The organism is Bradyrhizobium sp. KZN70725, assembly GCF_055264925.1.
On record NZ_JBUYWT010000082.1, the window covers coordinates 1 to 24,471 of the forward strand.

Below are 24,471 nucleotides of genomic sequence, written 5' to 3' on the forward strand. Positions count from 1 at the left end.
CTAAAACGCAAGAAAGCGAGGTCCAATACCCCGCTTTCCTGCAAAATCGAATACTACATCAAGACCAATTCTGCTTATTTCTCAAGTCAATCCGCATTCTTCACGGACGACCATTTAACAAGTAACGTGCTTCTGGCATCTTGATCAACCGCTCAAAACGGCGGGTGACGCGGTCATCTCGCCTGTATGCCGGTCGGGAGTTGAGCCGGTTAGCCAGTCAAGCGATCTGGAACTTGGCTCAACGCCGTGTTCACTGGACAGCGGGTGGAGCAAATCCCATCAAGGAGCCGGGCCTAAAAATGCCTCTTCTGATGGGACTATGCGAGTTAGCCCCTGGTGGCGGCATAACCCGCTCAATCGAGTTAAGCGTCCTACCAGTGCAACGTGCGGCTCATCTGATTTCAGCGTTGTGGCGCTCATGGATTGGTACGAATATCCAGTTCAATTGTACGCACTACCTCGATGACACTCTCTGCATGGCCGCCGTTCTTGAGCAGAGCATATCTCATGGCTTGGGCGCGGCTGATAAACAAGCCGCCAAATGCGCCACGTTGTTCGCGGACGACCCAGTTACCGGCCCGATCTCGACCAACGAGAACAATCCGTGGGGCGCCGTCACGCGAACGGGACGCGAAGAGCGGAGTCATCGTGCGTCCTCATGGAGCGGCGGCTCAAAGTCACTTGAAGAAGTTCACGGCGGAAGCATTTCAACCCGCATCGCGAACAGGCTGCTGAATTGTCAGGCGACTCATATCGCCGACAAAAGGGAGCATTCAGTGACATCAAAGCTCGTCTTCGCCTGGCTCCGCATTAGCCTGTAGGGCTTAGGCTCGCGCCGCCGAGCTCGTAAATTACCTTAATTGCGAGCGGCGTTCGCCTACCAGCTCTGGCAAAATGAGAGTTTCCGCGGTGAGGGCGTGGCGGAGCCGGCTGACCGTCAACACCGCTTTAGCGGCGGGTCATCGCGGTCGATGCGAAAGAAGAACGCCTACCATGCCCACATGGGTGATGTCGTCAAAGTCTAACGTCTACCGTCTCCAACCATCTGGTCGAGGTCACGTTGGTACATCGATGCGGCAAGCACCAGCATTGAGGCAACGTGCTTGAGCCGTTCGATGCGTCTCGGAAGGTCGTGGAACACTTCGCGTCGAAGGACACTTGATCTACTGCTAGACGGGCTCAAAAACTTCCGCTGCTCATGTCCTATTTGGGATCTGCAGCACTGACAGAGCCCAAATAATTAACTCGCCTGTTCGTCGCTGACGGTGGGGATTGAGGACAAGGCATAGGCACGGGAGACGAGCTTATAGCAACAGCATGCCTTTTCTTCGAGCAATTGCGGGTCGTCGATCTGCAAGACCCCGCGCATCTTGCGAATCAGTCCTTGCTCTTCAAAGCGGATCAGTGTTTCCGTTACCCCAGCGCGGCGAAGCCCCAGCACCGAGGAAAGGTAATCGTGCGTGACTGGCAGTACGCGGGCGTCGACAGCTTCACTTGCAAGGCACAGCCAGCTCGCAAGCCGTTGTTCACGATGGTGCCGAACTCCGCACAATCCTGTCTGGACGCACTGGAATGTCAGGGCTTGAGCGTACTCGAATAGATGGTCGCGGACCTCTGGGTGCTCCTTCATGATTCGACGCAAGTCATCTACGCGGATTCTGTGCGCGCTTCCGGGAATTACGACCACGGATTGATGCGTCGAAAAATGTCCTCCCCACAGAAACGAAGCGCCAACCACGCCGCGGTATCCTATGACTGCCGTTTCTAGCATACTTCCCGCGGCAACTACCCTCAAAGAGACGAGGCCTGTTTCTACAAAGTAGACGTGCTCGACCGGCCGTTTTGGTTCTTGCAGAACCATGCGCTCTGTGAGGGCGATCGGCTCAAGGCACTTCCCTATTGCCGCGAGGTGTTCGATAGAAAGCCGCGCCAAGATCACGTTTTTTACAAAGGGCCGCTTCGTTGGGCTCGCCGTAACAAAACGCTGAAGCGCCGCCCGTGTTTGGAGCAACTGCTTGGAATGTCCATCTGCGGAGCAATCAAGCGCTTGTAGGATGGTGGGCACGCGATCGGTCATGGTCCCTTTTCCTAGCAGGTGTTAGCCTGAGCGCTCACCGTAACGAGAACGTGACTATAGCAACGTCTTGATCTCGGTTGATGCAACACGCATCGAATCGGCGCCCAAATCGAGCGTCGAAAGCCCTCTCTTTGATGAATTTCGGCTAATCACGAGGCGTGCGTGCATCGGGCCCGCCACCCGCAGCGCATACGGTGGTCCATGTCGAGTCTTCGATGCCGACCGCCAGCGCGTTTCCAGAATAGATCAACTACATTACATCCTTGATGAATCGCCTGGGTAGCCACTCACGTGATGACGGCCTGCGGTCAAGAAGGCGATGTCACTACGGCGATCGGCTCCTAAACGGCGCGGAAGGCGCATCGTGATCTTGAGAGACTGGCCATGACCTCAACGATCTTCGGCGCGTTCCTCGAGGTGACAAAGCCAAGCGCGTTTGCCTCTTGGAGTCGGGTACGCCGGTGCCTCACGCAACGATTGCGCCGAGGTCCTGGATGAAAGCAGCGGTGCGGCTATTTGGCTCGCCGCCGGTCAGCTTCCCGAAAGCTGGCTCTGCCATCCTGGCGTCGTGGGATATCTCTCGGGGCTGATCTGCGACTGAATCAAACGCAAACATCGTCAAACGGAGTTTTGAGATGGCTCGAATCCATGACGCGCTCTACATGGCAGCCTTGGCCTACAGCAGTACATCAGGCGCTACCCAGCAAGATGAAACCATAAACCAGCACGCCTTTGACCAACAGCTGGGCGAGATACCTCCGGAGTTGAATGAACAAGCCGGTGCAGGTCCCGCCCATTCTATTGCCTCGGACGAGGTGGCAGATGTGGTCAACCGGCAACCTGATTTGAAGCTTGTCGTCATTTCAAACCGCGGTGCCGAGTTCAAGCCTAATAAACCCCAGGCCGGCGGGCTTGCTGCTGCCCTCGAGCCGGTCGTTGAACGCTCCGGCGCCGCCTGGATGTTCTCATCGGAGGAGCGCGGCGACGGAAGTGAGCGGCCCCTGCGATTCGAGGACATTGGTACAGGTCAGATCGCCAGGCTCGATCTACCGGCGGCGCATTTTGCCGGCTACTATCGGGATTATTCGAATTCAACGTTGTGGCCGGCATTGCACTCCCTGTCCGACCGGATGTCGCGCGCCGAAAAGGGTTACGACAGCTATCGGCAAACGAACGATTTCATCGCGCGCGCGGCGTTCAACCTGCGGGATCGGGATGCATTCTGGGTACATGATTATCATTTATTTCCGCTCGGGGCCGAGCTGCACAAGCTTGGCATTGAGCGGCCAACCGGCTTTTTCCTGCACACGCCGTGGCCGGCGCCCGACATGATAGCGCGGGTAGCCAACCATCGCGAGCTGATGAAATCGATGCTGGAATACGACCTGCTGGGCTTTCAGACGAATCGGGACCTGAACAATTTCGTGTCCTGCCTGCAGACCCATTTTGGATTGGAGAGCAGGGATGGTGTCGTGACCACGGCGCGAGGCCAGACGCGACTTCAAAAATTTCCGATCGGGATCGATCCGAGGCAGTTCGCAGAGTATCTCGCTGCAGACCTCTCTCCTGCAGAGCAAGAGAAAGTCTCGTCATTATTGCAAAACTTCGAGGGATCCAAGTTTGCGATCGGCGTGGACCGGCTTGATTACACCAAGGGTATCGACAAGCGGGTCGAAGGGCTCAATCAGCATCTAAGGACAGAGCCGCACAGCATCTCGCTGTTGCAAATCGCGCCGCCGTCACGCGACGACGTCGAGGAGTATCAAAACTACAGAGCCGACGTGGTGAGCGCTATTGACAACGTCAATGCCGAGCATGGCACAAGCGAGTGGAGACCGATTCACTTCAGGAATGAGCCGTTCAGCCACCCTGCACTCGCGCGGCTTTACCGCGCCGCCAATGTCGGCGTCGTGACCCCGTTGCGCGACGGCATGAATCTCGTGGCGAAAGAATATGTTGCGGCACAAGACCCGAAGGATCCCGGCGTACTGGTCCTATCCAAGTTTGCGGGCGCAGCTGAAGACTTCAACGAGAACGAAGCACTTCTGGTGGATCCAAACCACGCTGAAGAAATCGCAGCCGCTATTTCGAGGGCGATTCACATGCCACTTGAGGAGCGTGTCACCCGCTGGCGCTCGATGATGGACAAGATTGAATCCTATACCATCCACGACTGGACGGCGGACTACGTTAGCGAGCTGGACAAAAGCCGCGTCACTGTTCCGGCTGATCAGTTCCACCATCTCGGTCTTGGCTGGACCAACGAAGCTCAAATGCCGCTGTACCAGAATTATGCCACGGCTTTGACTGCTTTCAACGAGGTCGACCCCGGGGATGCCGCCTTGAAGGAGGCGGCCCATGCAGACGTTAAGTCAAGCTTTGAGGCGCTGGCGGCTCCACTGATGCATACGCAGGACAGACTCTGGGTCCTGCCGGCACCGGATAGCTTGGCCTAGTTCTGGTGGGCTAAGTCCAGTGCCGAGGAGGACCGACGGGGCGAACAGCACACGGCGGATTGCGCTTCTGTAGCAGGCGAGAGGCACAATACAGGTCTGGCGGCTGGCGCGGTGCTTTCGGCCCGCGCTGGCCCGCATGATGAACGGAACGTCTCAGCGGATCCTTACAGTCACGAATCGGAGATCGCCATGCGCACTGCCCTCAGCTTGATCGCGATCTGGCTGCTGATCAACGTGCTGCTCTATGTCATGCTGACGCGCGTCGACAAGTCTGCCCGCTGACCCAGCTCGGAAGATTATACCTCGCATTTGGAGGTAAGTGTTCCGATGGCCGGCGGGGAGCGGTCCTCTGTTTTGGTACTTGACCACAAAAGATCCGGCGGTGCCGTCTGACACTCGGTCTTGCCGACATCACGACTGTCTGCTTGGCAACCAATGTCGACAAGCGGACACCGTCGTGCAGCCTAAGCGGCTGAAACTTGCGGCGCTTTGCTCGGCATGCAGCTTGCAGTGAATGGACCGCGAGATAGCGCGAGCCGAGCCAATGTCATCCGTTGCGTACGTTCCGCGGATTCTGCTTGACGCGCCAGGCCCGCGTGGCCGCTCGACCTCAGCCGGAGCAAGTCCATGAACACGTCAGTCCTCTCCGCAGCGCTACTTTCGATTGCCTGCGTCACCTCCGCTGCGCTTTCACAAGAGCGTTCACTTTCACAGGAGCGAAAGGCTGCCGCGACGGTCACTGACGATCCATTCCTCTGGCTCGAGGAGATCGAAGGACAGGGCGCATTGGCATGGGCCCGTGCCGAGAACGAGAAGACACTCGGGGTGCTCCAGTCAGATCCCCGCTATCAGCGTTTCTACGACCAGGCGCTCACCATCTTGCAGGCCAAGGATCGAATTCCATACGTCTCCTTGGGACATCGCGGGTTGGAGAATTTTTGGAAAGACGAGGAGCATGTGCGCGGCATCTGGCGGCGCACCACGCTTGAAAGCTATCGTCGCCAAGACCCACAGTGGGAAACCATCCTTGACGTGGACGCCTTGGCGGTTGCCGAGAACAAGAACTGGATCTTTCAGGGCGCCAGCTGCCTTCCGCCTGACGAGCGCCTCTGCTTGATCAGCCTTTCCGACGGCGGCAAGGATGCCGCGTCCATACGCGAGTTCGACGGCAAGGCAAAGAGCTTCGTTGCGGACGGCTTTCATCTTCCAGAGGGCAAGCAAAGCGTCAGCTGGGTCGATCGGGACACGCTCCTTGTTGCAAGGGACTGGGGCGAGGGCTCCTTGACGCAGGCCGGCTACCCCTTTGTGGTCAAGGAGCTCAAACGCGGTCAACCGCTCAGCGAGGCGCGCGAGGTCTTTCGCGGCGAACCCAACGATGTTCGGGCGGTGCCCTTGGTGCTTAGAGACAATGAAGGTCATGTTCATGCGACGGGGGCCATTCGCGCGATCGGGTTTTTCGAGCATGAGTACGGGCTCTTCCGCCCCGATGGGCTCGTCAAACTCAATCTGCCGAAGAAAGCGGAGATCGTAGGCCTCGTGAGCCATCGCCTGCTTGTGAAACTTGACGAGGAGTGGACGCCATCAGGTGATGTCAACTTCAGTGCCGGCTCGCTGATCTCCTATGACCTGACCGAATGGAAAGCCGATCCCTTGCGCGCCAAAGCCTCGCTTGTCTTCAAGCCTGGACCTCGTCAGGCCCTGAGCGGGCTAAGCTTCACAAAGAACCTGTTGATCCTGACGATCCTGGATAACGTTCAAAGCGAAGCGTTCGTTTACAAGTACAATCAGGGAGCTTGGTCGGCGACGCCAATCCCGCTGCCAGAACATACCAGTGTCGGCGTGACAGCCGCCTCCGACGAAGCGGATCAGGCCATGTTCGCCGTCTCAAGTTATCTCAGGCCAACGTCGGTCTGGTATTTTGATGCCAAAACGCAAAGACTCGAGGAATTGAAGACGACACCTACTGCCTTCGATGCCTCCAAGCATGTCGTAGAGCAGTTCGAAGCGACTTCGCGTGATGGCACGTCAATTCCATATTCTCTGGTGCGACCGAAAAACGCGAAGTTTGACGGCGCCATTCCGACACTTCTTTATGGCTATGGCGGGTTCCAGGCTTCGCTTCTGCCCTCTTATCTAGGCCCCGTGGGACGGCTCTGGCTCGAACAGGGCAATGCCTATGTCGTTGCAAATCTGCGCGGGGGCGGCGAGTTTGGCCCGCAATGGCATCAAGCAGCCCAGCGGGCGGCGAAGCAGACGACGTGGGATGATTTCATCGCCGTTGCCGAGGACCTGATCCGCCGCAAGATCACAAGTCCGCGCCGGCTCGGCGTCATTGGCGGCAGCCAGGGCGGGCTACTCGTTGGCACCGCAATCACCCAACGTCCCGAGCTCTTCAGCGCGGCAATCATTCAGGTACCGCTGTTTGACATGCTTCGATACACCAAATTGGGTGCCGGCGCCTCCTGGATCGGCGAGTACGGCGATCCCGCTTTTCCCGAGCAGCGCGCGTGGATCGAAGGCTACTCGCCCTATCAGAAACTGGTGCCGGGCAAGCCATACCCCGCGCCATTAATTCTGACCTCCACCAAGGACGATCGTGTGCATCCCGCGCATGGTCGCAAGGCTGCAGCAAAGCTTGCCGCCCTGGGCCAACCTTACTTCTATTACGAGAACATCGATGGGGGGCACAGCGCGGCGGCCAACCTCATCGAAACGGCGCGTCGACTAGCCCTTGAATACACCTACGCATCGAGGCGGCTTTTGTTCTGAATAAACCGGCGGACGGGTCAATCGAACCAGGCTCCAGACCATTCATGATGCCGAGTCACCACGTCCGTCAGCTGAGTCACCGAGGCGAGATGCGAAGCGATGCCCAGAACCAGCCAATCGACGGACCTGATGTTGCAGAGTTTAACGGGAACTGGACGAATTCGGCAACGCCAGAGGTGCTCGAACGCGAGCCCGCAAGTCCAGCTCGTCATGCAATTTGGCTGGGAAGGCGCCTCCTCATGAAGGATCGACCTTTTGCTGAGCCAGATTGGCCATGAGTTGGCGTTCTAAATCTCAAGCTCGGTTTTGGCTTTGCTCGAGATCGCGCAGCGATGAACCCTGCACCGAATATGGAATCTAACTGTGCATCAGGAGCACGGGATCTCAAGGCCTAGATCGATATCTGGTCGAGCGGTTGGGCAGGGAGCGAGGTCGTTGAGTTCGCCGTGACAGGGCCAATACCTAGGAGGTCTCGTTCTTGGCTAGTTCCGGCAGTGAACGACAGCGGTCGTTGATGCCTGAGAAAATCGGCACACAGTGCAGGGCTCCACAACAGCTGTCCCAGTGAGAGGCAGGAAAGAAAAGATGCGCAAGCTACCGATCCTGAAAAGCCTCCATCTGTTTGAGGCAGTCAGCGAGTTTCCAAGCTTCTCACGGGCAGCCGAGCGGCTAAATATGACCACCGGAGCGGTAAGCTACCAAATGCGCCTGCTTGAGGATTGGTTCGGCAGGAAACTATTCGTGCGCCATAGTTCGGGCGTGCGGCTGACATCCGACGGCGAGCAGCTCAAGCGCAGCTGCGCGAGCGCGTTCACCATGCTCGAGAAGGGATGCTACGAGCTACGAAGGCGCCATGCAGGGCCCTCCGTCGTGGTCGGGTGCTCGACCACGTTTTTGTCGCACGGTCTGTTGCCCCGTATCGGTCGATTCCGCAAACTCTATCCGGACATTGACCTAGTCTTTGAAACCGAAGCCGATCTTGACGCGCTCGCTGTTGGTGCGTTGGACATATTGTTTGTCGCCGGCCCACTGAAGCGGCCGTTTCCCGTCCGCGAGGTGCACGCTTCAAATGAGATGATTGGCCCAGTCTGTGCGCCAGCTGCGCTCGAGGCGACCAAAAACCCGGAGGATATTCTGTCGATCTCTCTGTTGCACGAGGCCGACAGGCTGGACGCCTGGAGCGAATGGGCCAGCGCAGCTGCAATATGCTTGCAAGGATCGCGCAAGGTCGTCTTCGATACATTTTCCTTGACTATGGAGGCAGCAAAAAGTGGGCTGGGAGCCGCAATATCCTCGCAGGTTTTGGTCAGAAGCAACCTTGAGAAAGGAGAGCTTATAGCTCCATTTGGCTTCGTGCCGGTCAATCGGTCAATCTACATGTTTGTCAACGGACAAGCCCGCAATAGCGCGGCTGTCAAACAGTTTGAGCGCTGGGCGTTGTCAGAAATATTGACGCCGGATTATCAGCCATCGCCGTTCGAGGCCCCAACCCGGCAGATCAAGCGAGCCGCTCAAATGAAGCTTCCCGATCGGTTCCTGCTGGCATCGAGTCGTTGATGACCACCATGGCCTACAAGGTGCCGACGGTTCGAGGGTAAGGCGCCGGAAATTCGTGGCGCGCAGCCAGAAGATCAAGGATTGCAAATACATCGTCGACATAGGCGAGCCCGTTCGCGTACTTCGCATTCTCAGGTAAAGGGCCTCCCTTTTCCAAAATCAGAACCGGCGCGGACTGATGATCCTGGCCAAGCTTCTCGATGAGCGCGGTTCGTGGTCTCGCCCAGGAAATCCGACGAACGTCGAGCCTCGCAGCGCGGCTTGGAAATGCGGACAGCAACCCGTCCAATAGCAAGCATTGCCAGCAATAGAATTGTCGTCCCGGCAAGGCCGGGTCCGCAAAAGGGTGTTCTAAAATGAACAGCTGATCCCATGGCATGGTGTGGATCCCTGATCTAGCGATCGGCGGGACGTGAAACTTGCGTATCCCTTGATCTGACCACCGCGAAGGTCGCAACGGCGAAGGCAGCAAATGCGCTCGCCGCGCATAGGAGAAGGATTGTTCCCAGAGCAAGCCAATCACCTAGAAGCGACAAGGCAATGCCATTTCCCGCAACGCCGCTATAGGTGCAACATTGAAATAGGCCGGAGAGGCGACCGGCGCGGTCCGGAGCCACTGAAGACACCATGTGCGCGTGAGCGGCAGCCGCAAATATCTGGCCGAAGCCAAGCATTGCGCTGCTGGACGCGATCACCACGGGCAGGCCCGCATCGCGTGACATCATTCCAAGGCATGCCGCAAGCAGGACTGCGGCGCCAGCGATGGTTGGCAAAGCGCCCATCAGCTCGTAAATCGGCTTGACGGCGAGCGCGCCCAGCAAGGCAAAAACGCCGTTCGTCATGACGATCGTCAGTAGAACGCCTTTGTCGAGAACCCCGTCAGCTGTGGCATGTATCGCAGGATAGACGTTGATGATGCCGGCGCCTAGGTTGAGCAAAAAGACAGCCAAGAATGCGGGATAGAGGGGTGCCAAGTCCAGGACGGTTCCGGAAGGCCGCGCCTCAAGCACGGCTGGCGTCCTTCTGAACTGCTGCTTGATGCCAAGGAGCACGACCAAGGACAGCATGATCGCCGATATGTTGAAGGCCAAAACGCCAGGCAAGTGCAATCGGTCGGACAGCATGGCACCTGCAAACATTCCGAAGAGATAGGTCACCCAGTCGATATTGGCGATGTTGCGTAGCACTGAGATCATGCCGTCTTCCGATGTAATACGACGAAAGAAAGCAATCTCTGCAGACAAATAGACGGGCTGGACCAGGCTCAGGACGGCCATTGCGGCATAGCTCTGAAATGAATCGGCTTCCTCGGCGCCGAAGATGGCGAGCAGCGCGCAAATGCGAACAGCATTGACGATCATCATGGCTGAGATCGGATCGCCCCTGTCGACCAACGGCGACAGGAAGAGGCTACCAAGCATGATCGGCGCAAAAGTGACCGCAATGCCGAGACCCGCGGCGCTCATGCCGGATTGCAGAAGGCCGATCAGGATGCCGATACGGAACGCCCAGCCGCCGATCTGGATGATCAAATGCGAGAGATAGATGAACTGCCGTGTGCTCGCCCCGCTCATTGTTGACCTAGCTCATCGAGAATCATCGGATCGCTTGACGCGGACGGGCAGGTGGATGGCACTGGCTTCTGGTTGCAACATCGGTGCGATGAGCCCGCAAGCCGACGACGAACGCTCTCGCAATAATAGGACGGCTTGGCAAAAGGCATCTTGCTTACCTATCTACCTCTGTACCTCCCTGTGGCGTTCGGTCACTCACGACAAGGCCGGCCAAGGCGCTTTCCTTGCCGGTCAGCCTCTGTTGCCGCGCCTGCCGCGACAGCATCCGCTAGACCCAGCCGAACCTCTGAGGTGCGGCTATCATTTCCTGAGCGATCCTGTCTCACGCTGCTCGGGCTCGATGGCAAGAGTGCTATGAGGTGCTAGCTCACGTTGCCTTTGCGGAAGATGCAGAAGCTCGGTCCCGGCGCGAAGCCAGGTCAGTTTGTAGGCTTTTCTCGATGTGCTCACGGGTGAGGAGGTAGTCCGGATCTCCCCCGATCTCGACGGCGACCGTCGCATGGTTCAATGACATATCTGGCCGGCCCTCGTTGAAGTACTCGATGGCGAGATTGTTGTGGGTGAGCGCATGCCGAGGGTTGAGTTCAAGGGCTCGAACATAGTGCGCGATGCTCTCGCTCGCCTTGCCAAGCTCGGAGTAGGCAAGGCCGATATTGCTCTGTAGGTCGGGGTTTTTGGAATTGATCTCGGCCGCCGCCAGATAGGACTCCAGAGCAGCCTTCGGCCTGTCCTGCCGCATCAAAATGTTGCCCTTCTCGAAGTGAGCCCGCCATTCATTTGGCTTGATGACAAGTGTCCTGTCGAGATCGGCCAGTGCGCCAGCGGCATCTCCCATTCTGCTGCGAAGGGCGGCCCTGTTCAGGTGAGCCTCATAATACGGTGGGCAGAGTTCAATGGCACGCGCATAGGCCTCCAGAGCCTCAGCTTCCCGTCCAGTGACTTTCGAAAGCAGGTTCCCCAGGTCATTGTGATACTCTCCATAGTAGGGATCATACGCAATGGCCTCACGCAACTGCTTCTCAGCCCGAGAAAGTTCGTCGATGAGTTCGTAGACCTGACTGGTGTTGTAGACCAGAATCGATTGGTGAAGCTTGAATCGCTCGTCGCCATACGCCTTGAGCATCTTGCCAAGGCCTTCGGCGCAAAGGGCGAGCGCTTCGTCGTACTTCTGCTGTTTGGCCTTGATGTAAGCATAGGCGTTCTCTGCAAACACCTTGATATAGTCGTACTTATCGTGCCCCCTGAAATCCCGCTCGATGGTTTCCAGGTTCCTTAACGCGTACTCTTCGGCCAGCGTGAGGTTGACCGGCTGCTGATAGCGTCCATACGTCATTGATTGGGCATAGAGAACGGTCGGCGTGTATCGGCTCTTGGGAAAGGTTTTGTAGAATTCATCCAGATAGGGAACCGATACCCGCCCGCAGCCGAGTGAATACAGCACAAAAGCCGCGTTGATGAAGGCGGCATTCACGCTAGCATCTCCGGAGCCGTAGGTGCGAAGCGCGGGGTCGGCGAAAATCTCTCCGAAATAGCCAAACCAGAGATCATACAGGCCAATGCTCTGGAGGATCTGACTTGGTTCTGCAAGCAGCTCCAGGCGCTTGTACTTATCCCGTACCGATAGCGCATGAAGCATGACGAGAGGCGCCTTGCCCGCCAGATAACGCTCCAGGCACACGTGGTGCAACTGCTCGTGCAGATGATCTGCGGTTGCCGGCTCGAAGGTCGCATAGTTTCGTTGCGCGATCAGATCGGGCGTGGTGCAATCGGATTCAATGTAAGATTTGAGAAGGCTATGCCGTTCCCCCGTGTTGAGGCTGGCCAGATAGAGATCCACGGTCGCGGTCGGGTCGAGATAGCCGACGACTGGTAATCCTGCCGCAGCGCATTTACTCAAAGCCTCCGCAATCAACGGATTGCCGCCGCTAGCCTCGTAGATCTGCCGTCGATTCTCGGCGGGTGGGTCTTGATCAAGGATCGAGCCTAGCTCTTGCGAGCTATATCTGCCGAAATGAACCTCGTTGGCGTCCGGGAAATAGAGCCGTTGTTCATAATCGATCAGAACGAACCGAAACAGCCGCGCATCGTCGTCCAGCCTGACGAGGAGCTTGATCAGGTTCTTGGCCGAGCCGGACAGGGCCGCCGCCCGGTCGATGACGATGATGTGACGCTCGTTGAGCTGTCGGGCGCAGCTGATCAGGAATTCGGCCAGCCCGACCAGGAGCTTGTTTTGATATTCATGATGATAGAACCGGGTACGCTCCTCCTTGCTCGAGGTATTCGTGAGATCCTTCGGCACGGTAAAGGCGTCGCTGTTTAGGAGGGGGAATAGCCGCTTCAAGGATTGTTGTGCCGCCTCAACCAGTTTGGGCCTATTTTCTTTGGCCCACCTTAGTTCGGCGTCAATGAGCGTTTGCAGCCCGGCAAGATAGCCGCCGGTCCGCCAGTCGCCGTCAGTGATGGAGAAATTAGAATTGGAGCTTGTGAGTGCCGATTTGATCGTTGGCAGCGGCGCCATGCCCGCTTCCGTCTTCAAAATCGTAATCGCACTGAGCTCGACGGATGCTGATATGGCTGAAACCACGCGCTGCTGGATCAGATCAACCATTTTACTCTCCCGAACTGTCGCAAAAGAGGGTGGTCGAAACGACCACCCTCCGATGCCGCGATGCTCTCATCAGGTCGATGCATCCAAGGCATCCGTGGCACCAACCTAGAGCGTACCTGTGTACGGAGTGGTGGTGCGGATCGTGGTCTTGATCTCAGCGATCTTCTTTTTCATCACGTGTTCCTTTCCTTCTCTGGCACGCCAGACCCAAGCGAAAGCGCGTCCGGTCGTGCAGGACAAGAATAGTAAATTGCTGCACCAATCCGCAGCGAGATTCCTTGGCAGTCGCTGTCAAAAAGGTTGAACGCGCGGCTCGGATTGGCTGCCCGTTCCGTTTGCGATGCGTTCAGGTAGCGATCTCGCCCTCGGCTGCCTTGAGCCGGCCGATGGCGGGGGCGTGTGGATGAACCTCGTCGCAAGAGTGTCACGAGGATAGGCACTAGACACCTTGTGCGCTCCGCTGCTGCACGTGAACCTCCTAGTGGCTGGCTGATGATGGCTTTCGGGGTTTCGAGCAGGATGTGAGCTGGTGCATGTATCCGTTGTGAGCTGCCGGTGACGACAGCGTGTTGCTTTGACCTGGGCTTTTATCGGGTACCTTGCGCCCCAAGCTCCCTTCGCAGAGGAGCAAATTGGCTGGCGCCAACCCATTCAAGAAGGCTTCCGGTGAGACAATGGCGCGGTCCAAGTATGACAGTCAGGGGACATAGCTTGGGCCAGAACCGGTCGGAATATGGACCTATAATCCGAGCCGCCCCTACCAGAAGTCAGAGTTTCAGCGCTGGCCGGATACCCACTAAGCTGCACGGGCGCTCTTATCACCGATTTGCGCTTCCGAAGGAGTTTGGCTGATCGCATGGCACGTTCGCGCGATGCGATCAGTCTTCCTGCCTTTAGCGGTGTGTTCAGCCGCAAGCCTTTGGTGCCATCGATCGCCAGGATTTGTACCCACCTCGCAAATGACGAACGACATCGATGGTTAAGCAGATACCCGCGCTGACCGGTATCCGGTTTGTCGCGGCGGCAGCGGTCGCATTGTCTCACGGCGGCAGCGTGTTCTTGCAGGGACCGAGCCTCGGACTCGATATCAGCGTCGGGACATTCGGCCTGCTCGGAATGTCGGTCTACTTCACGCTGAGTGGCTTTGTCATTCAATATAACTATGGCAGCTCGATTGTGAGCAGCCCGCGGAAAGCGATCCCGGACTTTCTCGTGGCGCGCATCGCGCGAATCTATCCTCTTTTTGTTGTTCTCTTTCTCGTCGAATTGCTGACCGGACCGTTGGTCTGGCCGTGGCTCCTCGGAACCGAGGCGCCGGCCGAAGGATTCTCAACGCACCTTGTCCCGTTTCAACTCGGGATGGTTCAAACCTGGTTTTTTGCGAATATCGCCGGTGTAGCTCCCGTCTGGCAGTACGAGGAGGTCGGCATCGTCTCCTGGTCGGTGAGCACCGAGTGGTTCTTCTATCTCGTTTTTCCCCTCGTTTGCCCTCTCCTTGCGCGGATCAGAACTGTGCCCGCCGCGGTTGTTTGCGCCGTCGGAGCCGTTGCAATCGAGCTTGGCATCGACCTTGCGGTGCTTATGCTGCAGGGCCGCATCAACCTGTTTGCGCTTCATGTCTATGGCACCGAGGCGGCTCTGCCGAACTGGAAGAACACGCTGATCCTCTGGATCGTTTACTTTTCGCCGTTTTGCAGGGTGTGGGAGTTCGTTCTCGGCTGTTGCCTGGCAAGGCTCCATGAAGTGTGGTCGGAGCAGGATTTCAGGCCGTCTCGCGCTCTGCTCGACATCGCGGCAATTGTTGGCGTCGGCGCGATTGGCTGGGTGTTCTGGTTTACCGCCCACAAGCCGCCATTTGAGGCTTCCATGAGCCTGTTCGATATTACACGCAACAATATCGCACTGGCGGCGCCGGTTGCGCTCATCCTTGTCGCGGCGGCTCAGCCCAGCAGCACTGCAGGACGGCTGTTGTCAGCAAGGTGGCTTGTCTTTCTGGGCGAGGCCAGCTTTGCCCTTTATCTGATACACATCATCATCTTCCGGCGTTTTCCGGTGGTGCGTTGGGAAACGTCGATCCAACTGCTTGGCCATCTCGGTGCGTTCGCTCTCGCTTTCGCCTTGGCGACTTGCGCCGCGATCCTGTTGCATTTCGGCTTCGAAGTGCCGGCCCGCAGGCGAATTCGCGGTGCCTATCAGGCGGCCTCGGCGGAACAGCGCAGGCTCCTGGTGCGATTGGGAACTGTCGGCTTTGTCGCACTCCTTGGTGCGGCGGCCGCGTATGCACTGCGGGGTGCGGCCGGGAATGCCATCACGCAATCGGGTATTTCGGTTGTTTCCGGCACGTATGGGGGCAATTGCCGCTGGATGTCAGCGCGCGGCAACACCACGGATGCGCTTGCAGAAGCGTGTAATGGTAAGAGCGAGTGTACGTTTCGTACAGAGGCGGCACGGATTGCCGATCCTGCGCCGGGTTGCGCAAAGGAGTTTGCGGTGGCCTGGTTCTGCAAGGGAGACCGCAGCATTCGCGCAAGCTCGGCTCCGGATGCGCATGCTACGTCGTCGGCTCTGCAGCTCTCCTGTAACAATGTGGCGCGCGATGATTGAGCAGTGGGTTGAACGCCCATCCGAATCCCGCTCCCCTGAACCGAGGGGCTCCGACGTCAGGGTCTTGCTGTCGGCCGCCGCACAAAAGAATCAGCACCTCAGTCATCGGGCAAGAAAGTTGCAGACGTGATTGCCGCGGCGGACGAGCGTCGTTTTGCCGCCCACCTTGATGGCTGCAAGACTCTTCGCTAGATCACGAAGGTTCACTGATGGAGATGCCGCCGTGGCAATGGGTATTGTGAAGTGGTTCAATTCCAGCAAAGGTTATGGCTTTATTCGGCCGGAGGACGGAAGTGCCGATGTCTTCGTGCACATCAGTGCCGTGGAGAAGGCCGGTTACACCACCCTCGAAGAGGGGGCTCGGGTCAGTTACGAGCTCAAGGCCGGGCGCTCGGGCAAGACGTCAGCTGAGGATCTTCGGGTTGGCTGATTGAGTGCACCTCCGGGCTGCCCTCTGCAACCTATGATCTCGCACCTGTCCGGCGATGCCTTGTATCTGGTGCGCCGGGCGGTCCTTTACGACCGTCGCTTCCAACTGAGGCTTTGCCGCAAGCCCTGTAGCAGGTTCAATCAAGGCATTGCTCGCCATAGCAGTTCCGGCTTCTGCTCGCCTTGGGGCTGTGTGGACTTGACACAATATCCTCGGCGCCATGAATGGTCCGAACGCTTACACTCCTGCGCAGCGGGCTAGGAAGTGTACGCTGCGCATGTCCTTGCAGCAACTCGCTGCACCGGTCGACGCAAAGCTTGTGCTGTCGATTCTGAAGAAGCTCACGGAGGCGAGTTCGTCCGTTATGGACGATACGAGCCTGCGGCGTGCTGATAGAGTGCCGGCTCGAGGACTCCTCGCGCATCAGCTGGCGAGCAATCTCAGGACCCCGGCGTTCGTAGTTAGCCAATATAGTTGAGGTTAACGGCGGCATGTTGTTGACGACGTTCCCCTGATCTTGAACCATTGGACGGGAACCGCTCACACAGCCCATCGGAGACACGGCAAGTGTCCTTCCAGCTGACCGTCCTGAAAGTGCTGGCCGGTCAGCCCACCGGGCGGGCCTCTGTTGCTGAAGTCCGGCACGCCGTGGAGATCCTGATGAACAGCGGCCGCGACTGGACCGATCGCATGAAGCGGTTGGCCGAACACGCGCCGGATCTGAATATATTTTCGGCGAAGTTTGTCATTCGCGATGCTCTCGGCTGGGAAATCACGCAAGACGGGCGGCAATTCCTCTCTGCGCTCGAAAAAGCGGTCGCCGATCAAAGAGATCGGCCCCAACCAGCCGTCGATCCCCCGTCCAACGAAGTTCGTACGCATGCGTTGGATGCCGCTAAGCCGCCTGGTGCTTCCTGCGACCGCCGTCCCTGGCTGCGGCGGCGCCGCAGGAAGGCCCGGTCTGATCGGCGTACAGCATGAAGTGGCTTGACGCCAACTGTCACCCGTCTGCTCGCAAGATGGGTGCGGCATTCGATCCGTTGGACGGAGGAGATGCAACAAACAAGTTTGATGCTGCGTAACATGCGTCGTATGCAACCAGGCCATTGATGGCATCATCCCGCGCTTCGTGTCGTTGAGCCAGGCTCCGCCCCGCTGATAACGGCAATAGCGGCCGCACCATCGCCGAACAGACTGTTCATTACACGGACGCGACGGCTTAGTGCAGCCGTGGCTTTGACGCTCTCAACGCTCGCAGAATGCACCGCTGCGGGGCAGAAATCCTCGGCAAGGTGATAGAAGCCCAGCGGGCCATAGCGATCGAGTTCGTCGGTCATATGTGCGGATTCCGATGATCTCGCCCGGGTGTACCGATTTGATCTCGCCCAGGATTCCGAGATGATCTCGCCCACCATTCCGATTTGATGTCGCCCGGGGCGCGAGGCGCGCGCAAGTTGCATAGCCGCCAACCACTGTGCCCCGTAAAATTACGGCTCGGCGGTATCGACCGTCTCTCACGGACCGGAACGCTTGGCCGGTTGCTTCCTGTGGGACTCGATCATCTTAATGGTCAGGTCGCTCGGATAGCCGTGTTCCTAGGCGCGATTGATCCGTGAGATCGAAACCTTCAAGGGCTGGGCGTTCAATGCGAATGCGCGGTTCGACTGCGCGGTAGGCGCGTGGGCCCGCAGGATACGGTCAATGTCGTCATAGACGTCGCCGAAATAGATCTTGTCGAGGCACTCCTTCACCTTGGCATCGTCCTTATCTATCTTAAGGCGGGCTGTGCGCAGGATATTCGGTACGACCTGATCCAGCTTTATCCTGTCATGCACGACGACGGTGCCCTTGATGTCCGGCTCGCTGGTCCAGAAGCCGGCCTTGTCGAAGAAGATCATCGGCGTGAAATCCTTCGGCTGCTTGGCATAGAAGTTCAATTCGACGTCCTGGAAGATCTCGCGCAACGTTCCGCCACCGCCGTGCCCGTAGACGATGCCCGCGCGGGAGTTGTTCACAAGCGCCTCTTCGCGGATGCTGTTCTGGAAGTACTTCCCGTAGTGGGTCGCGAACGGCATCGTAGGCTCGGCGCCATAAAGCCAAGTCGGAATCGCCGGGCTGACGGGAAGTTCGCCTTCGACGATGGATCGCGCCTTGAGCGAAGCCGCCAGCCAGTCCCTCGCCTGGATTAGCTTTCCTTCCATGTCGGGTGCAACGTTCCCGTCGCTGTCGATCAGGCCGTCCAGATCGGGAAATCTCGGGGTATCCTTCAGGAAAGCGAGCGCTTCATCGAACTTCGCCGCATTCCGCCCGGAGAAGACCACCCCGAAGTGCGCGGCTTCCATTATTCCCGGTCCGCCGCCGGTCACGATGAGGTAGCCACGCTCGTTGAGATGTCCGGCGAGGAGGGCCAGATCGCGGTAGGCGGCGTCGTCGCGAGGGACCGAGTGCCCGCCCATGATCCCGACCAGAGGGCGGTCGTGCGTCTTCAAGAATCTGCGCAGGCCGTCCCCGATGCATGAGTCATGCTCCGCTTGCCTGCGCCTGATATCCAGCGTCTTTGGCACGGCACCACCTTCCTTCACAAACGCCCGGAATACCGAGAAATCAAAAGTCTTGGTGAAGGCGAGGGTGTGTTCCGAATTGAACCCGTCGAGCAGCTCCGTTGCGGTGTAGAGCCCTTGAGGTGCGTCAAACATCTGCGTCCATCCTTCTCGTGAAGTCCAGGCGCTGTTACGGCCAGATCTTGTTGAGGATCGCAGCCAGGCGTGCGCCACATTTGACGTACTGGTCCTTCTTGGTCTGGTCCGCGTCGCGGAAGTACGCGTCGTGGCCGTCCTGGAAATCGATGGACCACAGTCTCGGTCCAGTCTGGGTGTATTTCACCTTGGCCATAGCCCTCTTCGCGACTGTGATCGTGTCCGTCGCCCAGGCGACGGACCAGTCCTCAATCGCGCCGGTCTGGGGCGGGAGTGCTCTTGCTGCGTCGACCAGGGCTTGGGGCGCCGTATCCGTCAGATCCTTCGGATTATCGTCCCACTCGGAATGAAAGTTGTCGCTTGCGCCATCCTTGATCCAATTGCCGCCGGCGGTCTCGGTGCTCGGATCGATCGTGTGGGTTACGTCCGGATCGACGAGGCTGCCGTCGGGTCCCAGATAGGGCGCGGCGACATGGAGCGGCTGGCCGAGGTCGCCGACAAGATGCGCGAGCATGAAAAGGGCTTCACGTTTGTTCTTGATATCGAACGGCGGCGGCGCGGGTCTGTCGAGGAGGACTGCGATCGCGGCGTTGATCGCTGCGACCAGATCGTGGTCGTTGGTGCCGACGTAGTTCCTGTCGAAGCGGTCCCTCTGAACCGCAACGTCGTCGAAATGATACGTGTTGTGGCAGCCGGTGTTGGCGCTAGTGTTCGGCACCTCGGGATACACGCAATTCACCCAGTTCCTTCCGACGTAGTCGATCATCGCGGAATGGTCGTTCGAAAATGCCTTACAGGGCTTGTCGTATTCCTCCTTAGGTGGAGAATAGGACAGCGTTCCGTCCGGCTGCTTGCGGACGCTCTTCACGCAGTCGAGCCACGGACCTGCTTCGCGCAGTCCGACGCCCAGGAGCAGCTTCACCTGCCGGGACGCGTTCACGGTCAGCAGCTGGTCGGCGATGGAGCCCACGATCTGATGCCCCGTGGCGTTCCACGCGAACGCCCGTTGCGGGAGCAGAAGGGCGACCAGGAGGGACAATGTTGCTGCAAGTTTCGACATGATGCGGCGGTCCTCGTTCGTTGGTCAAAATTGGTGAAACGTCAAGCCGGGCGGGCTGCGGCATTGACGATCGTGTCGGCGAGTGCTTCGGCCATTCGGCGCGCGCTCCAGTCGCTGTGATGCAGCCGGTCGCCGTCCCGCGGATCGACGATGCGATCGAAGGAGACGTGCTCCACGAGGTGCCAACGCCGCATCATGTCGTAGCGCCGGAATACGTTGACCGGGTAGCCCGCGGCTTCGGCGGCGGATTTGATCAGATCAACCATTCGCTCGCCGGCTTCCTTCGTATCGGCCGGTGTAAGTAGCGCGGGCACGTATTGGGGGTCCATCAGGATTACGTCCGCGCCGAGCTGCGAGAGCATCGCCAGGCCGTCGAAAATCGCTTCGGCAACTACGCCGAGGTCATATCCCTTCCACGCAGCATTCGTGCCGACCTGCCAGATGACCACGCTCGGCCGCTCGCCGATGACGTCCCTCTGCAATCGCTTCGCTTCATCGGGTGCCTCTTCGCCGCCGACGCCGCGATTGAGGACGTCGAAGACGTGGCCTTGGTACCTCTGGCGCAGGGCGCTCTCGAGACGTTGCGGGTAAGGAACGATGTCACCTTCGCCGGCGGTCGTGGACGAACCTATGGCGACGATCTTGATCGCGCCGGTGCCGGCCAAGCGCTCCGACAGAGCTAACATCCGGTGTTGGAAAGCCGTGGGTCTTACGGGAATGGCAGTCGTGGAGGGCGCTTCGGCCATGCGAGGACCTCGGAAATGTCGCTCAGTCTGGAGGGCAAGTACGACAATAGGATTAAGGATGCGAAATAAGTTGTGAAACCATTCGAATGCTACCAGTGCTAGGGAGGCAAATCCAGTCCGTCATCGAGCCAAAATGCGGTCTCGCAAGGACGCTCGTGGGAAATTCGCCGCTCGAACCGAAATGTCCGAAGCGTACCAAGCGAGCCGACGCTGACGCCTACCACGTCGACCCGCTCGTTACGTATTTCTCTTCAGGACGCGGACGCCCAAGCAGCGCCAAGTATGACGTCCACGCAGCTTAGATGACAGCCTCGCTCGCGCGGCAGTCGCAGATTGTGGAGGTACTGCATAGACGAGAGCCAGCCGATGCCGATGACGCCAATCAGGATCTAGCCTACTTAGAAATCGTCCAGCTGATTTCCGTCACGTTATCCTTAAAGACGCACCTTCGTTGCAGAACGTCCTGTTCAGCTACATGCCGCATTTGTTCGTGGACTCACTGGCTACGTTGATCGGCCAAAATCTTTACGGCTTCGACAAGCAGGTGCCCGGATTCTCGACGACAAGGATTCCTTCTCCATGCGCAGTGCGGGGGGCATTCAGAACGTGGTCCGAGCGTGACGGCATGCCCGGCAGCATCGACAGCTTTTACGTCATCAAGCAACTTCGCTAGATACTGGATCAGCCATGGGTCGGGATCCAGCCGGACGGCAATTTTGTTTACTCGATGCTGAAGTAGCCCGTCGGGAGCACGAGGAGAGGGTGGCTGGGATCGATAGCCGAGCGTGCCGCTCTGGACAGCGAGCGGAAGCGGAAGAGACCCGCTGGGCAAAGCAGTAGGAAAAACTGGAGGCCGCTTCGCGGCCGGCCCGGGAATACCAACGGTGAGCTAAGCCGCGCGGTGGGCCTTGAAGGATTTTTGCGGTGCGCAATAACATTAGTGAATCCGGGAACGGGCGGTGCCGGCTATCCTTGTTTTTCACTGAATGGGGGGCACTCTCCGATGTTCGACGCCCAGACCACCGCGCTGCTGCGCGCAGTTCTCGACGATGTCTGCCAAACCGTGTCGCGCTACGAAACCGGCACCCGGACGCATGTTGCCGCAAAGATACTCGAAGCGGCAAGGCAGGGCCAAACGACGCCCGATAGCTTGATGCGGGTCGGCCGCAAGGCGCTCAGTGACGCCCCCACGATGTGGCGGTGAGGCGCTCCTCGGATTACTGAGACTCGAGAAGTCGCGCTGCGGGGCCGAGTCGTCCGCGCACGATTTATATTGCAACCGCGGCGCGATGGCCTCGTTGCACTTGCCCTTTGCACGCCTAACAGAAGGGCTAGGGAGCAGGGAAATGAACGACAACGCGCCTTCAGCGTGGACCGATCTGCAGGCGCTCAGGTTGATGCGGGCTTTTCTCCGAATACGTGATCAACGGAGCCGGACAGAACTCATCAAACAAGCCGCAAGCCTTGCGACGGAGGCTCGATTGGAATCCCTCGCGAGCTGCCCAGGTTCGCCCGAGTTCGCCGAACACCCGACGGATCCTCTCGGTTAGTTTTTTGCTCCCACTCGCCTTAACCCTAATGCCGCCCTCCAGTGCCATTCCAGTCTGCCCGCGTTGCAAGGGCCGATGACCTTAAGACGCGATGCCGATCGTCCCCCGAGGCGGTGCTGCTTCAAATGCGAATCCACCGGCTGAGTTCGCTCTGTAACAAAGCCGGGCCGGGAGGTGGGGCAAGCTCCGGCCAGAAACGCGAGCCCAGCACGGCGCCCTGCAACATCACTGAAAGCCCGATTTCGATATCGGGCGGTCAAGAGCTGAGCAGATCGCGGACAACCTTCCGCGTCACTGTTGCACCGACGGCCCGCGACTACGAGACCCTGCGGCGGTCGATGCAAATTTTGGACGAAAGCGAAAAGCGACGAACCGCGCTGGCTTACTCGAACCACGGTGCGGCACCGCCAACCGTCGATCACGAGGACCAATCCTCGACACCGCGCTGAGGTTTTAGAGCGTGAATAGGGTCAGCACATTCGCCTGTAATCTGCACGTATCCTCGCCGCATGGGAACGGTTCCTCTCCGCATAGTAGTGCCGACGAGCCGGAGGGCGCGTCCGGCTGAGATCGGCCATGCAGGTTTGCTCGCTCGCGCCCCTCGGGCGGCAGTAAGCCTGCCAGGTTGAACTTTTGAAAGCATGACTCCTGCGGGGCCAGACTCGATGCAGCAACAATCTGGCAAATCACTTCAGCGGTCCATGCCGCCGCCGAGTCTTGGCAAGTCTAGGAGTTTTCGTTCGTCGAGTGCAACACAATGGCCGCTCTTTAGGAATTGCCCGCCGCGCCTTTCTCAGGACTTGCTCTCGTCGACCGTTGGATGAGCAATGGTCCGGGGTTCGACGTCCGCTGACATAGACTCGACTATCTCGATGACGCGTCGACGGTCGGCAGAAGTTCGCAGCGCACGAAAAGCTGTTAAGAGACGGAAGGTCTGTGCGACCTCGTCAGAGCTGTTCTTAGTCGACAAGGGGGCTCCATACTCGACTAAAGCTTAGAATCGTCCGATCCCCAATGCAAACAGGGAGTTAATCGTAATAATGCGGACAGGACATGGATGTGAGGGCAGCCGCGGGAAATGAGACGTTGCGTCACTCGGTGGCCAAGCAGGAATTTGATCACGTCGCGAGGCTCCGGAAGGTAAGGCGCCGCATCCTTCAGCGCGAGCACGACTGGAGCAGGGGATGGGCGGCAGGTCGATGCGCGAAGGCTGGAGCTCCGTCTCGCGCGAGCCGGCTGCCGACATCCTTCGAATATTCGAAGCCGACGCGCGGCATGTACTGGGGCGGATTCGACGTGAGCTGCCTATTTTTTCTGCCGGAGTTCCTTGCTCCCGAAAAAATCCTATCCTATCTCAGCTCGGCCCGAATTAGCACTCATGGGCATCGATTGCTAACGTCAGAAAATCTCTAGATTGTACAAACGCTTAGGAGGACTGCATGAAATTACGTCCGCTTCACGACCGCGTCGTGGTCAAGCGCATCGACGCCGAAGAGAAGACCGCGGGTGGCATCATCATTCCGGACAATGCCAAGGAGAAGCCCTCGCAGGGCGAAGTCATCGCCGTCGGCCCCGGCGGCCGCGACGAGAGCGGCAAATTGACCCCGATCGACGTCAAGGTGGGCGACCGCGTCCTGTTCGGCAAGTGGTCGGGCACCGAGGTCAAGATCGACGGCCAGGATCTGTTGATCATGAAGGAAAGCGACATCATGGGCGTGCTCGACGTCCCCGCTTCCAAGAAGAAGGCCGCCTAATCCAACGCTCGCACAGCTCACCCCTGAGGAGCGCCTGCCGGGCGCCTCGCCAAGGGTGAGACCGATCTAAACACTCAGGGAAACCCATCATGTCAGCTAAAGAAGTTAAATTTGGCGTAGACGCACGCGACCGTATGTTGCGTGGTGTCGACATCCTCGCCAACGCGGTGAAGGTCACCCTCGGCCCCAAGGGCCGCAACGTCGTTCTCGAGAAGTCGTTCGGCGCTCCCCGCATCACCAAGGACGGCGTCACCGTCGCCAAGGAGATCGAGCTCGAGGACAAGTTCGAGAACATGGGCGCGCAGATGGTGCGCGAAGTCGCCTCCAAGTCCGCTGACGCGGCCGGCGACGGCACCACCACGGCGACCGTGCTTGCAGCCGCAATCGTGCGCGAAGGCGCCAAGTCGGTCGCCGCCGGCATGAACCCGATGGATCTGAAGCGCGGTATCGACCTCGCGGTCGAAGCCGTCGTTGCGGATCTCCAGAAGAACTCGAAGAAGGTCACCTCGAACGAGGAGATCGCCCAGGTCGGCACCATTTCGGCCAACGGCGATGCCGAGATCGGCAAGTTCCTCGCCGACGCCATGAAG

Annotated in this window: 19 protein-coding genes; 11 read left to right on the forward strand and 8 right to left on the reverse strand. The window is 58.6% G+C overall.

Annotated features, from left to right (window positions below):
* The first annotated feature begins 476 nt into the window (after positions 1–476).
* Positions 477–821: a hypothetical protein gene (locus tag ACZBJS_RS38785; protein WP_463440031.1), complete on the forward strand. Its 345-nt coding sequence runs from the start codon at positions 477–479 to the stop codon at positions 819–821.
* A gap of 419 nt (positions 822–1,240) precedes the next feature.
* Here ACZBJS_RS38785 and ACZBJS_RS38790 read toward each other — a convergent pair whose 3' ends face one another.
* The gene (locus ACZBJS_RS38790) at positions 1,241–2,077 is read right to left on the reverse strand and encodes a Crp/Fnr family transcriptional regulator (RefSeq protein ID WP_463440032.1); all 837 of its coding nucleotides are present in this window, start codon (positions 2,075–2,077) and stop codon (positions 1,241–1,243) included.
* Between the two features lie 635 nt (positions 2,078–2,712).
* Between ACZBJS_RS38790 and ACZBJS_RS38795 the strand changes: the two genes are divergently transcribed.
* From ACZBJS_RS38795 to ACZBJS_RS38805, 3 genes are all read left to right on the forward strand, one after another.
* Positions 2,713–4,533 (forward strand): alpha,alpha-trehalose-phosphate synthase (UDP-forming), encoded by a 1,821-nt coding sequence (locus ACZBJS_RS38795; protein ID WP_463440033.1) that lies wholly within the window; start codon positions 2,713–2,715, stop codon positions 4,531–4,533.
* 627 nt (positions 4,534–5,160) lie between these two features.
* Positions 5,161–7,302 carry a prolyl oligopeptidase family serine peptidase gene (locus ACZBJS_RS38800; protein ID WP_463440034.1) on the forward strand — a complete coding sequence of 714 codons (2,142 nt, stop codon included), beginning with the start codon at positions 5,161–5,163 and terminating at the stop codon, positions 7,300–7,302.
* 585 nt (positions 7,303–7,887) lie between these two features.
* Positions 7,888–8,859 carry a LysR substrate-binding domain-containing protein gene (locus tag ACZBJS_RS38805; RefSeq protein WP_463440035.1) on the forward strand — a complete coding sequence of 324 codons (972 nt, stop codon included), beginning with the start codon at positions 7,888–7,890 and terminating at the stop codon, positions 8,857–8,859.
* 13 nt (positions 8,860–8,872) lie between these two features.
* Here the strand turns inward: ACZBJS_RS38805 and ACZBJS_RS38810 are convergent, their stop codons facing one another.
* The 3 genes from ACZBJS_RS38810 to ACZBJS_RS38820 form a co-directional block, all read right to left on the reverse strand.
* On the reverse strand, positions 8,873–9,238 hold the full coding sequence (locus ACZBJS_RS38810) for a DUF3088 domain-containing protein (RefSeq protein ID WP_463440036.1): 366 nt from the start codon (positions 9,236–9,238) through the stop codon (positions 8,873–8,875).
* A gap of 16 nt (positions 9,239–9,254) precedes the next feature.
* Positions 9,255–10,433: an MFS transporter gene (locus ACZBJS_RS38815; protein ID WP_463440037.1), complete on the reverse strand. Its 1,179-nt coding sequence runs from the start codon at positions 10,431–10,433 to the stop codon at positions 9,255–9,257.
* A 367-nt stretch (positions 10,434–10,800) separates the two neighbouring features.
* Positions 10,801–13,041 (reverse strand): tetratricopeptide repeat protein, encoded by a 2,241-nt coding sequence (locus tag ACZBJS_RS38820; protein ID WP_463440038.1) that lies wholly within the window; start codon positions 13,039–13,041, stop codon positions 10,801–10,803.
* A gap of 975 nt (positions 13,042–14,016) precedes the next feature.
* Here ACZBJS_RS38820 and ACZBJS_RS38825 point away from each other — a divergent pair.
* From ACZBJS_RS38825 to ACZBJS_RS38835, 3 genes are all read left to right on the forward strand, one after another.
* Positions 14,017–15,645, forward strand: coding sequence for an acyltransferase family protein (locus ACZBJS_RS38825; protein ID WP_463440039.1), 1,629 nt, complete (start codon positions 14,017–14,019; stop codon positions 15,643–15,645).
* A gap of 223 nt (positions 15,646–15,868) precedes the next feature.
* Positions 15,869–16,075: a cold-shock protein gene (locus ACZBJS_RS38830; RefSeq protein ID WP_050424578.1), complete on the forward strand. Its 207-nt coding sequence runs from the start codon at positions 15,869–15,871 to the stop codon at positions 16,073–16,075.
* Positions 16,076–16,642: 567 nt separating this feature from the next.
* Positions 16,643–17,056: a hypothetical protein gene (locus ACZBJS_RS38835; protein ID WP_463440040.1), complete on the forward strand. Its 414-nt coding sequence runs from the start codon at positions 16,643–16,645 to the stop codon at positions 17,054–17,056.
* Between the two features lie 134 nt (positions 17,057–17,190).
* Here ACZBJS_RS38835 and ACZBJS_RS38840 read toward each other — a convergent pair whose 3' ends face one another.
* The 4 genes from ACZBJS_RS38840 to ACZBJS_RS38855 form a co-directional block, all read right to left on the reverse strand.
* Entirely contained in the window at positions 17,191–17,412 is a 222-nt protein-coding gene (locus ACZBJS_RS38840; protein ID WP_463440041.1) for a hypothetical protein, read from the reverse strand.
* Between the two features lie 258 nt (positions 17,413–17,670).
* Positions 17,671–18,771, reverse strand: a complete 1,101-nt coding sequence (locus tag ACZBJS_RS38845) for a hypothetical protein (protein ID WP_463440042.1) — start codon at positions 18,769–18,771, stop codon at positions 17,671–17,673.
* 34 nt (positions 18,772–18,805) lie between these two features.
* Positions 18,806–19,831 carry a S1/P1 nuclease gene (locus ACZBJS_RS38850; protein WP_463440043.1) on the reverse strand — a complete coding sequence of 342 codons (1,026 nt, stop codon included), beginning with the start codon at positions 19,829–19,831 and terminating at the stop codon, positions 18,806–18,808.
* Between the two features lie 41 nt (positions 19,832–19,872).
* The gene (locus tag ACZBJS_RS38855; protein WP_463440044.1) at positions 19,873–20,577 is read right to left on the reverse strand and encodes an SGNH/GDSL hydrolase family protein; all 705 of its coding nucleotides are present in this window, start codon (positions 20,575–20,577) and stop codon (positions 19,873–19,875) included.
* A 451-nt stretch (positions 20,578–21,028) separates the two neighbouring features.
* On the opposite strand from ACZBJS_RS38855, the gene ACZBJS_RS38860 reads away from it, so the two are divergent.
* The 4 genes from ACZBJS_RS38860 to ACZBJS_RS38875 all read left to right on the forward strand — a co-directional run.
* Positions 21,029–21,250, forward strand: coding sequence for a hypothetical protein (locus ACZBJS_RS38860; RefSeq protein WP_463440045.1), 222 nt, complete (start codon positions 21,029–21,031; stop codon positions 21,248–21,250).
* A gap of 330 nt (positions 21,251–21,580) precedes the next feature.
* The gene (locus ACZBJS_RS38865; protein WP_229160011.1) at positions 21,581–21,781 is read left to right on the forward strand and encodes a hypothetical protein; all 201 of its coding nucleotides are present in this window, start codon (positions 21,581–21,583) and stop codon (positions 21,779–21,781) included.
* A 1,785-nt stretch (positions 21,782–23,566) separates the two neighbouring features.
* A complete protein-coding gene (groES, locus tag ACZBJS_RS38870) occupies positions 23,567–23,881 on the forward strand; it encodes a co-chaperone GroES (protein ID WP_463440046.1) in 315 nt (104 codons plus the stop codon).
* An 89-nt stretch (positions 23,882–23,970) separates the two neighbouring features.
* Positions 23,971–24,471: TCP-1/cpn60 chaperonin family protein (locus tag ACZBJS_RS38875; protein WP_463440047.1), on the forward strand; the 501-nt coding region annotated here is incomplete at its 3' end.

Excerpts from the sequence above, each read along its gene's own strand:
- groES (WP_463440046.1), top strand. The coding sequence starts at position 23,567 with ATGAAATTACGTCCGCTTCACGACCGCGTCGTGGTCAAGCGCATCGAC.
- ACZBJS_RS38785 (WP_463440031.1), top strand. The coding sequence starts at position 477 with ATGGCCGCCGTTCTTGAGCAGAGCATATCTCATGGCTTGGGCGCGGCT.
- ACZBJS_RS38865 (WP_229160011.1), top strand. The coding sequence starts at position 21,581 with ATGTTCGACGCCCAGACCACCGCGCTGCTGCGCGCAGTTCTCGACGAT.
- ACZBJS_RS38825 (WP_463440039.1), top strand. The coding sequence starts at position 14,017 with ATGGTTAAGCAGATACCCGCGCTGACCGGTATCCGGTTTGTCGCGGCG.
- ACZBJS_RS38840 (WP_463440041.1), bottom strand. The coding sequence starts at position 17,412 with ATGACCGACGAACTCGATCGCTATGGCCCGCTGGGCTTCTATCACCTT.
- ACZBJS_RS38790 (WP_463440032.1), bottom strand. The coding sequence starts at position 2,077 with ATGACCGATCGCGTGCCCACCATCCTACAAGCGCTTGATTGCTCCGCA.
- ACZBJS_RS38815 (WP_463440037.1), bottom strand. The coding sequence starts at position 10,433 with ATGAGCGGGGCGAGCACACGGCAGTTCATCTATCTCTCGCATTTGATC.
- ACZBJS_RS38795 (WP_463440033.1), top strand. The coding sequence starts at position 2,713 with ATGGCTCGAATCCATGACGCGCTCTACATGGCAGCCTTGGCCTACAGC.
- ACZBJS_RS38810 (WP_463440036.1), bottom strand. The coding sequence starts at position 9,238 with ATGCCATGGGATCAGCTGTTCATTTTAGAACACCCTTTTGCGGACCCG.
- ACZBJS_RS38805 (WP_463440035.1), top strand. The coding sequence starts at position 7,888 with ATGCGCAAGCTACCGATCCTGAAAAGCCTCCATCTGTTTGAGGCAGTC.
- ACZBJS_RS38800 (WP_463440034.1), top strand. The coding sequence starts at position 5,161 with ATGAACACGTCAGTCCTCTCCGCAGCGCTACTTTCGATTGCCTGCGTC.
- ACZBJS_RS38850 (WP_463440043.1), bottom strand. The coding sequence starts at position 19,831 with ATGTCGAAACTTGCAGCAACATTGTCCCTCCTGGTCGCCCTTCTGCTC.
- ACZBJS_RS38855 (WP_463440044.1), bottom strand. The coding sequence starts at position 20,577 with ATGGCCGAAGCGCCCTCCACGACTGCCATTCCCGTAAGACCCACGGCT.
- ACZBJS_RS38845 (WP_463440042.1), bottom strand. The coding sequence starts at position 18,771 with ATGTTTGACGCACCTCAAGGGCTCTACACCGCAACGGAGCTGCTCGAC.
- ACZBJS_RS38820 (WP_463440038.1), bottom strand. The coding sequence starts at position 13,041 with ATGGTTGATCTGATCCAGCAGCGCGTGGTTTCAGCCATATCAGCATCC.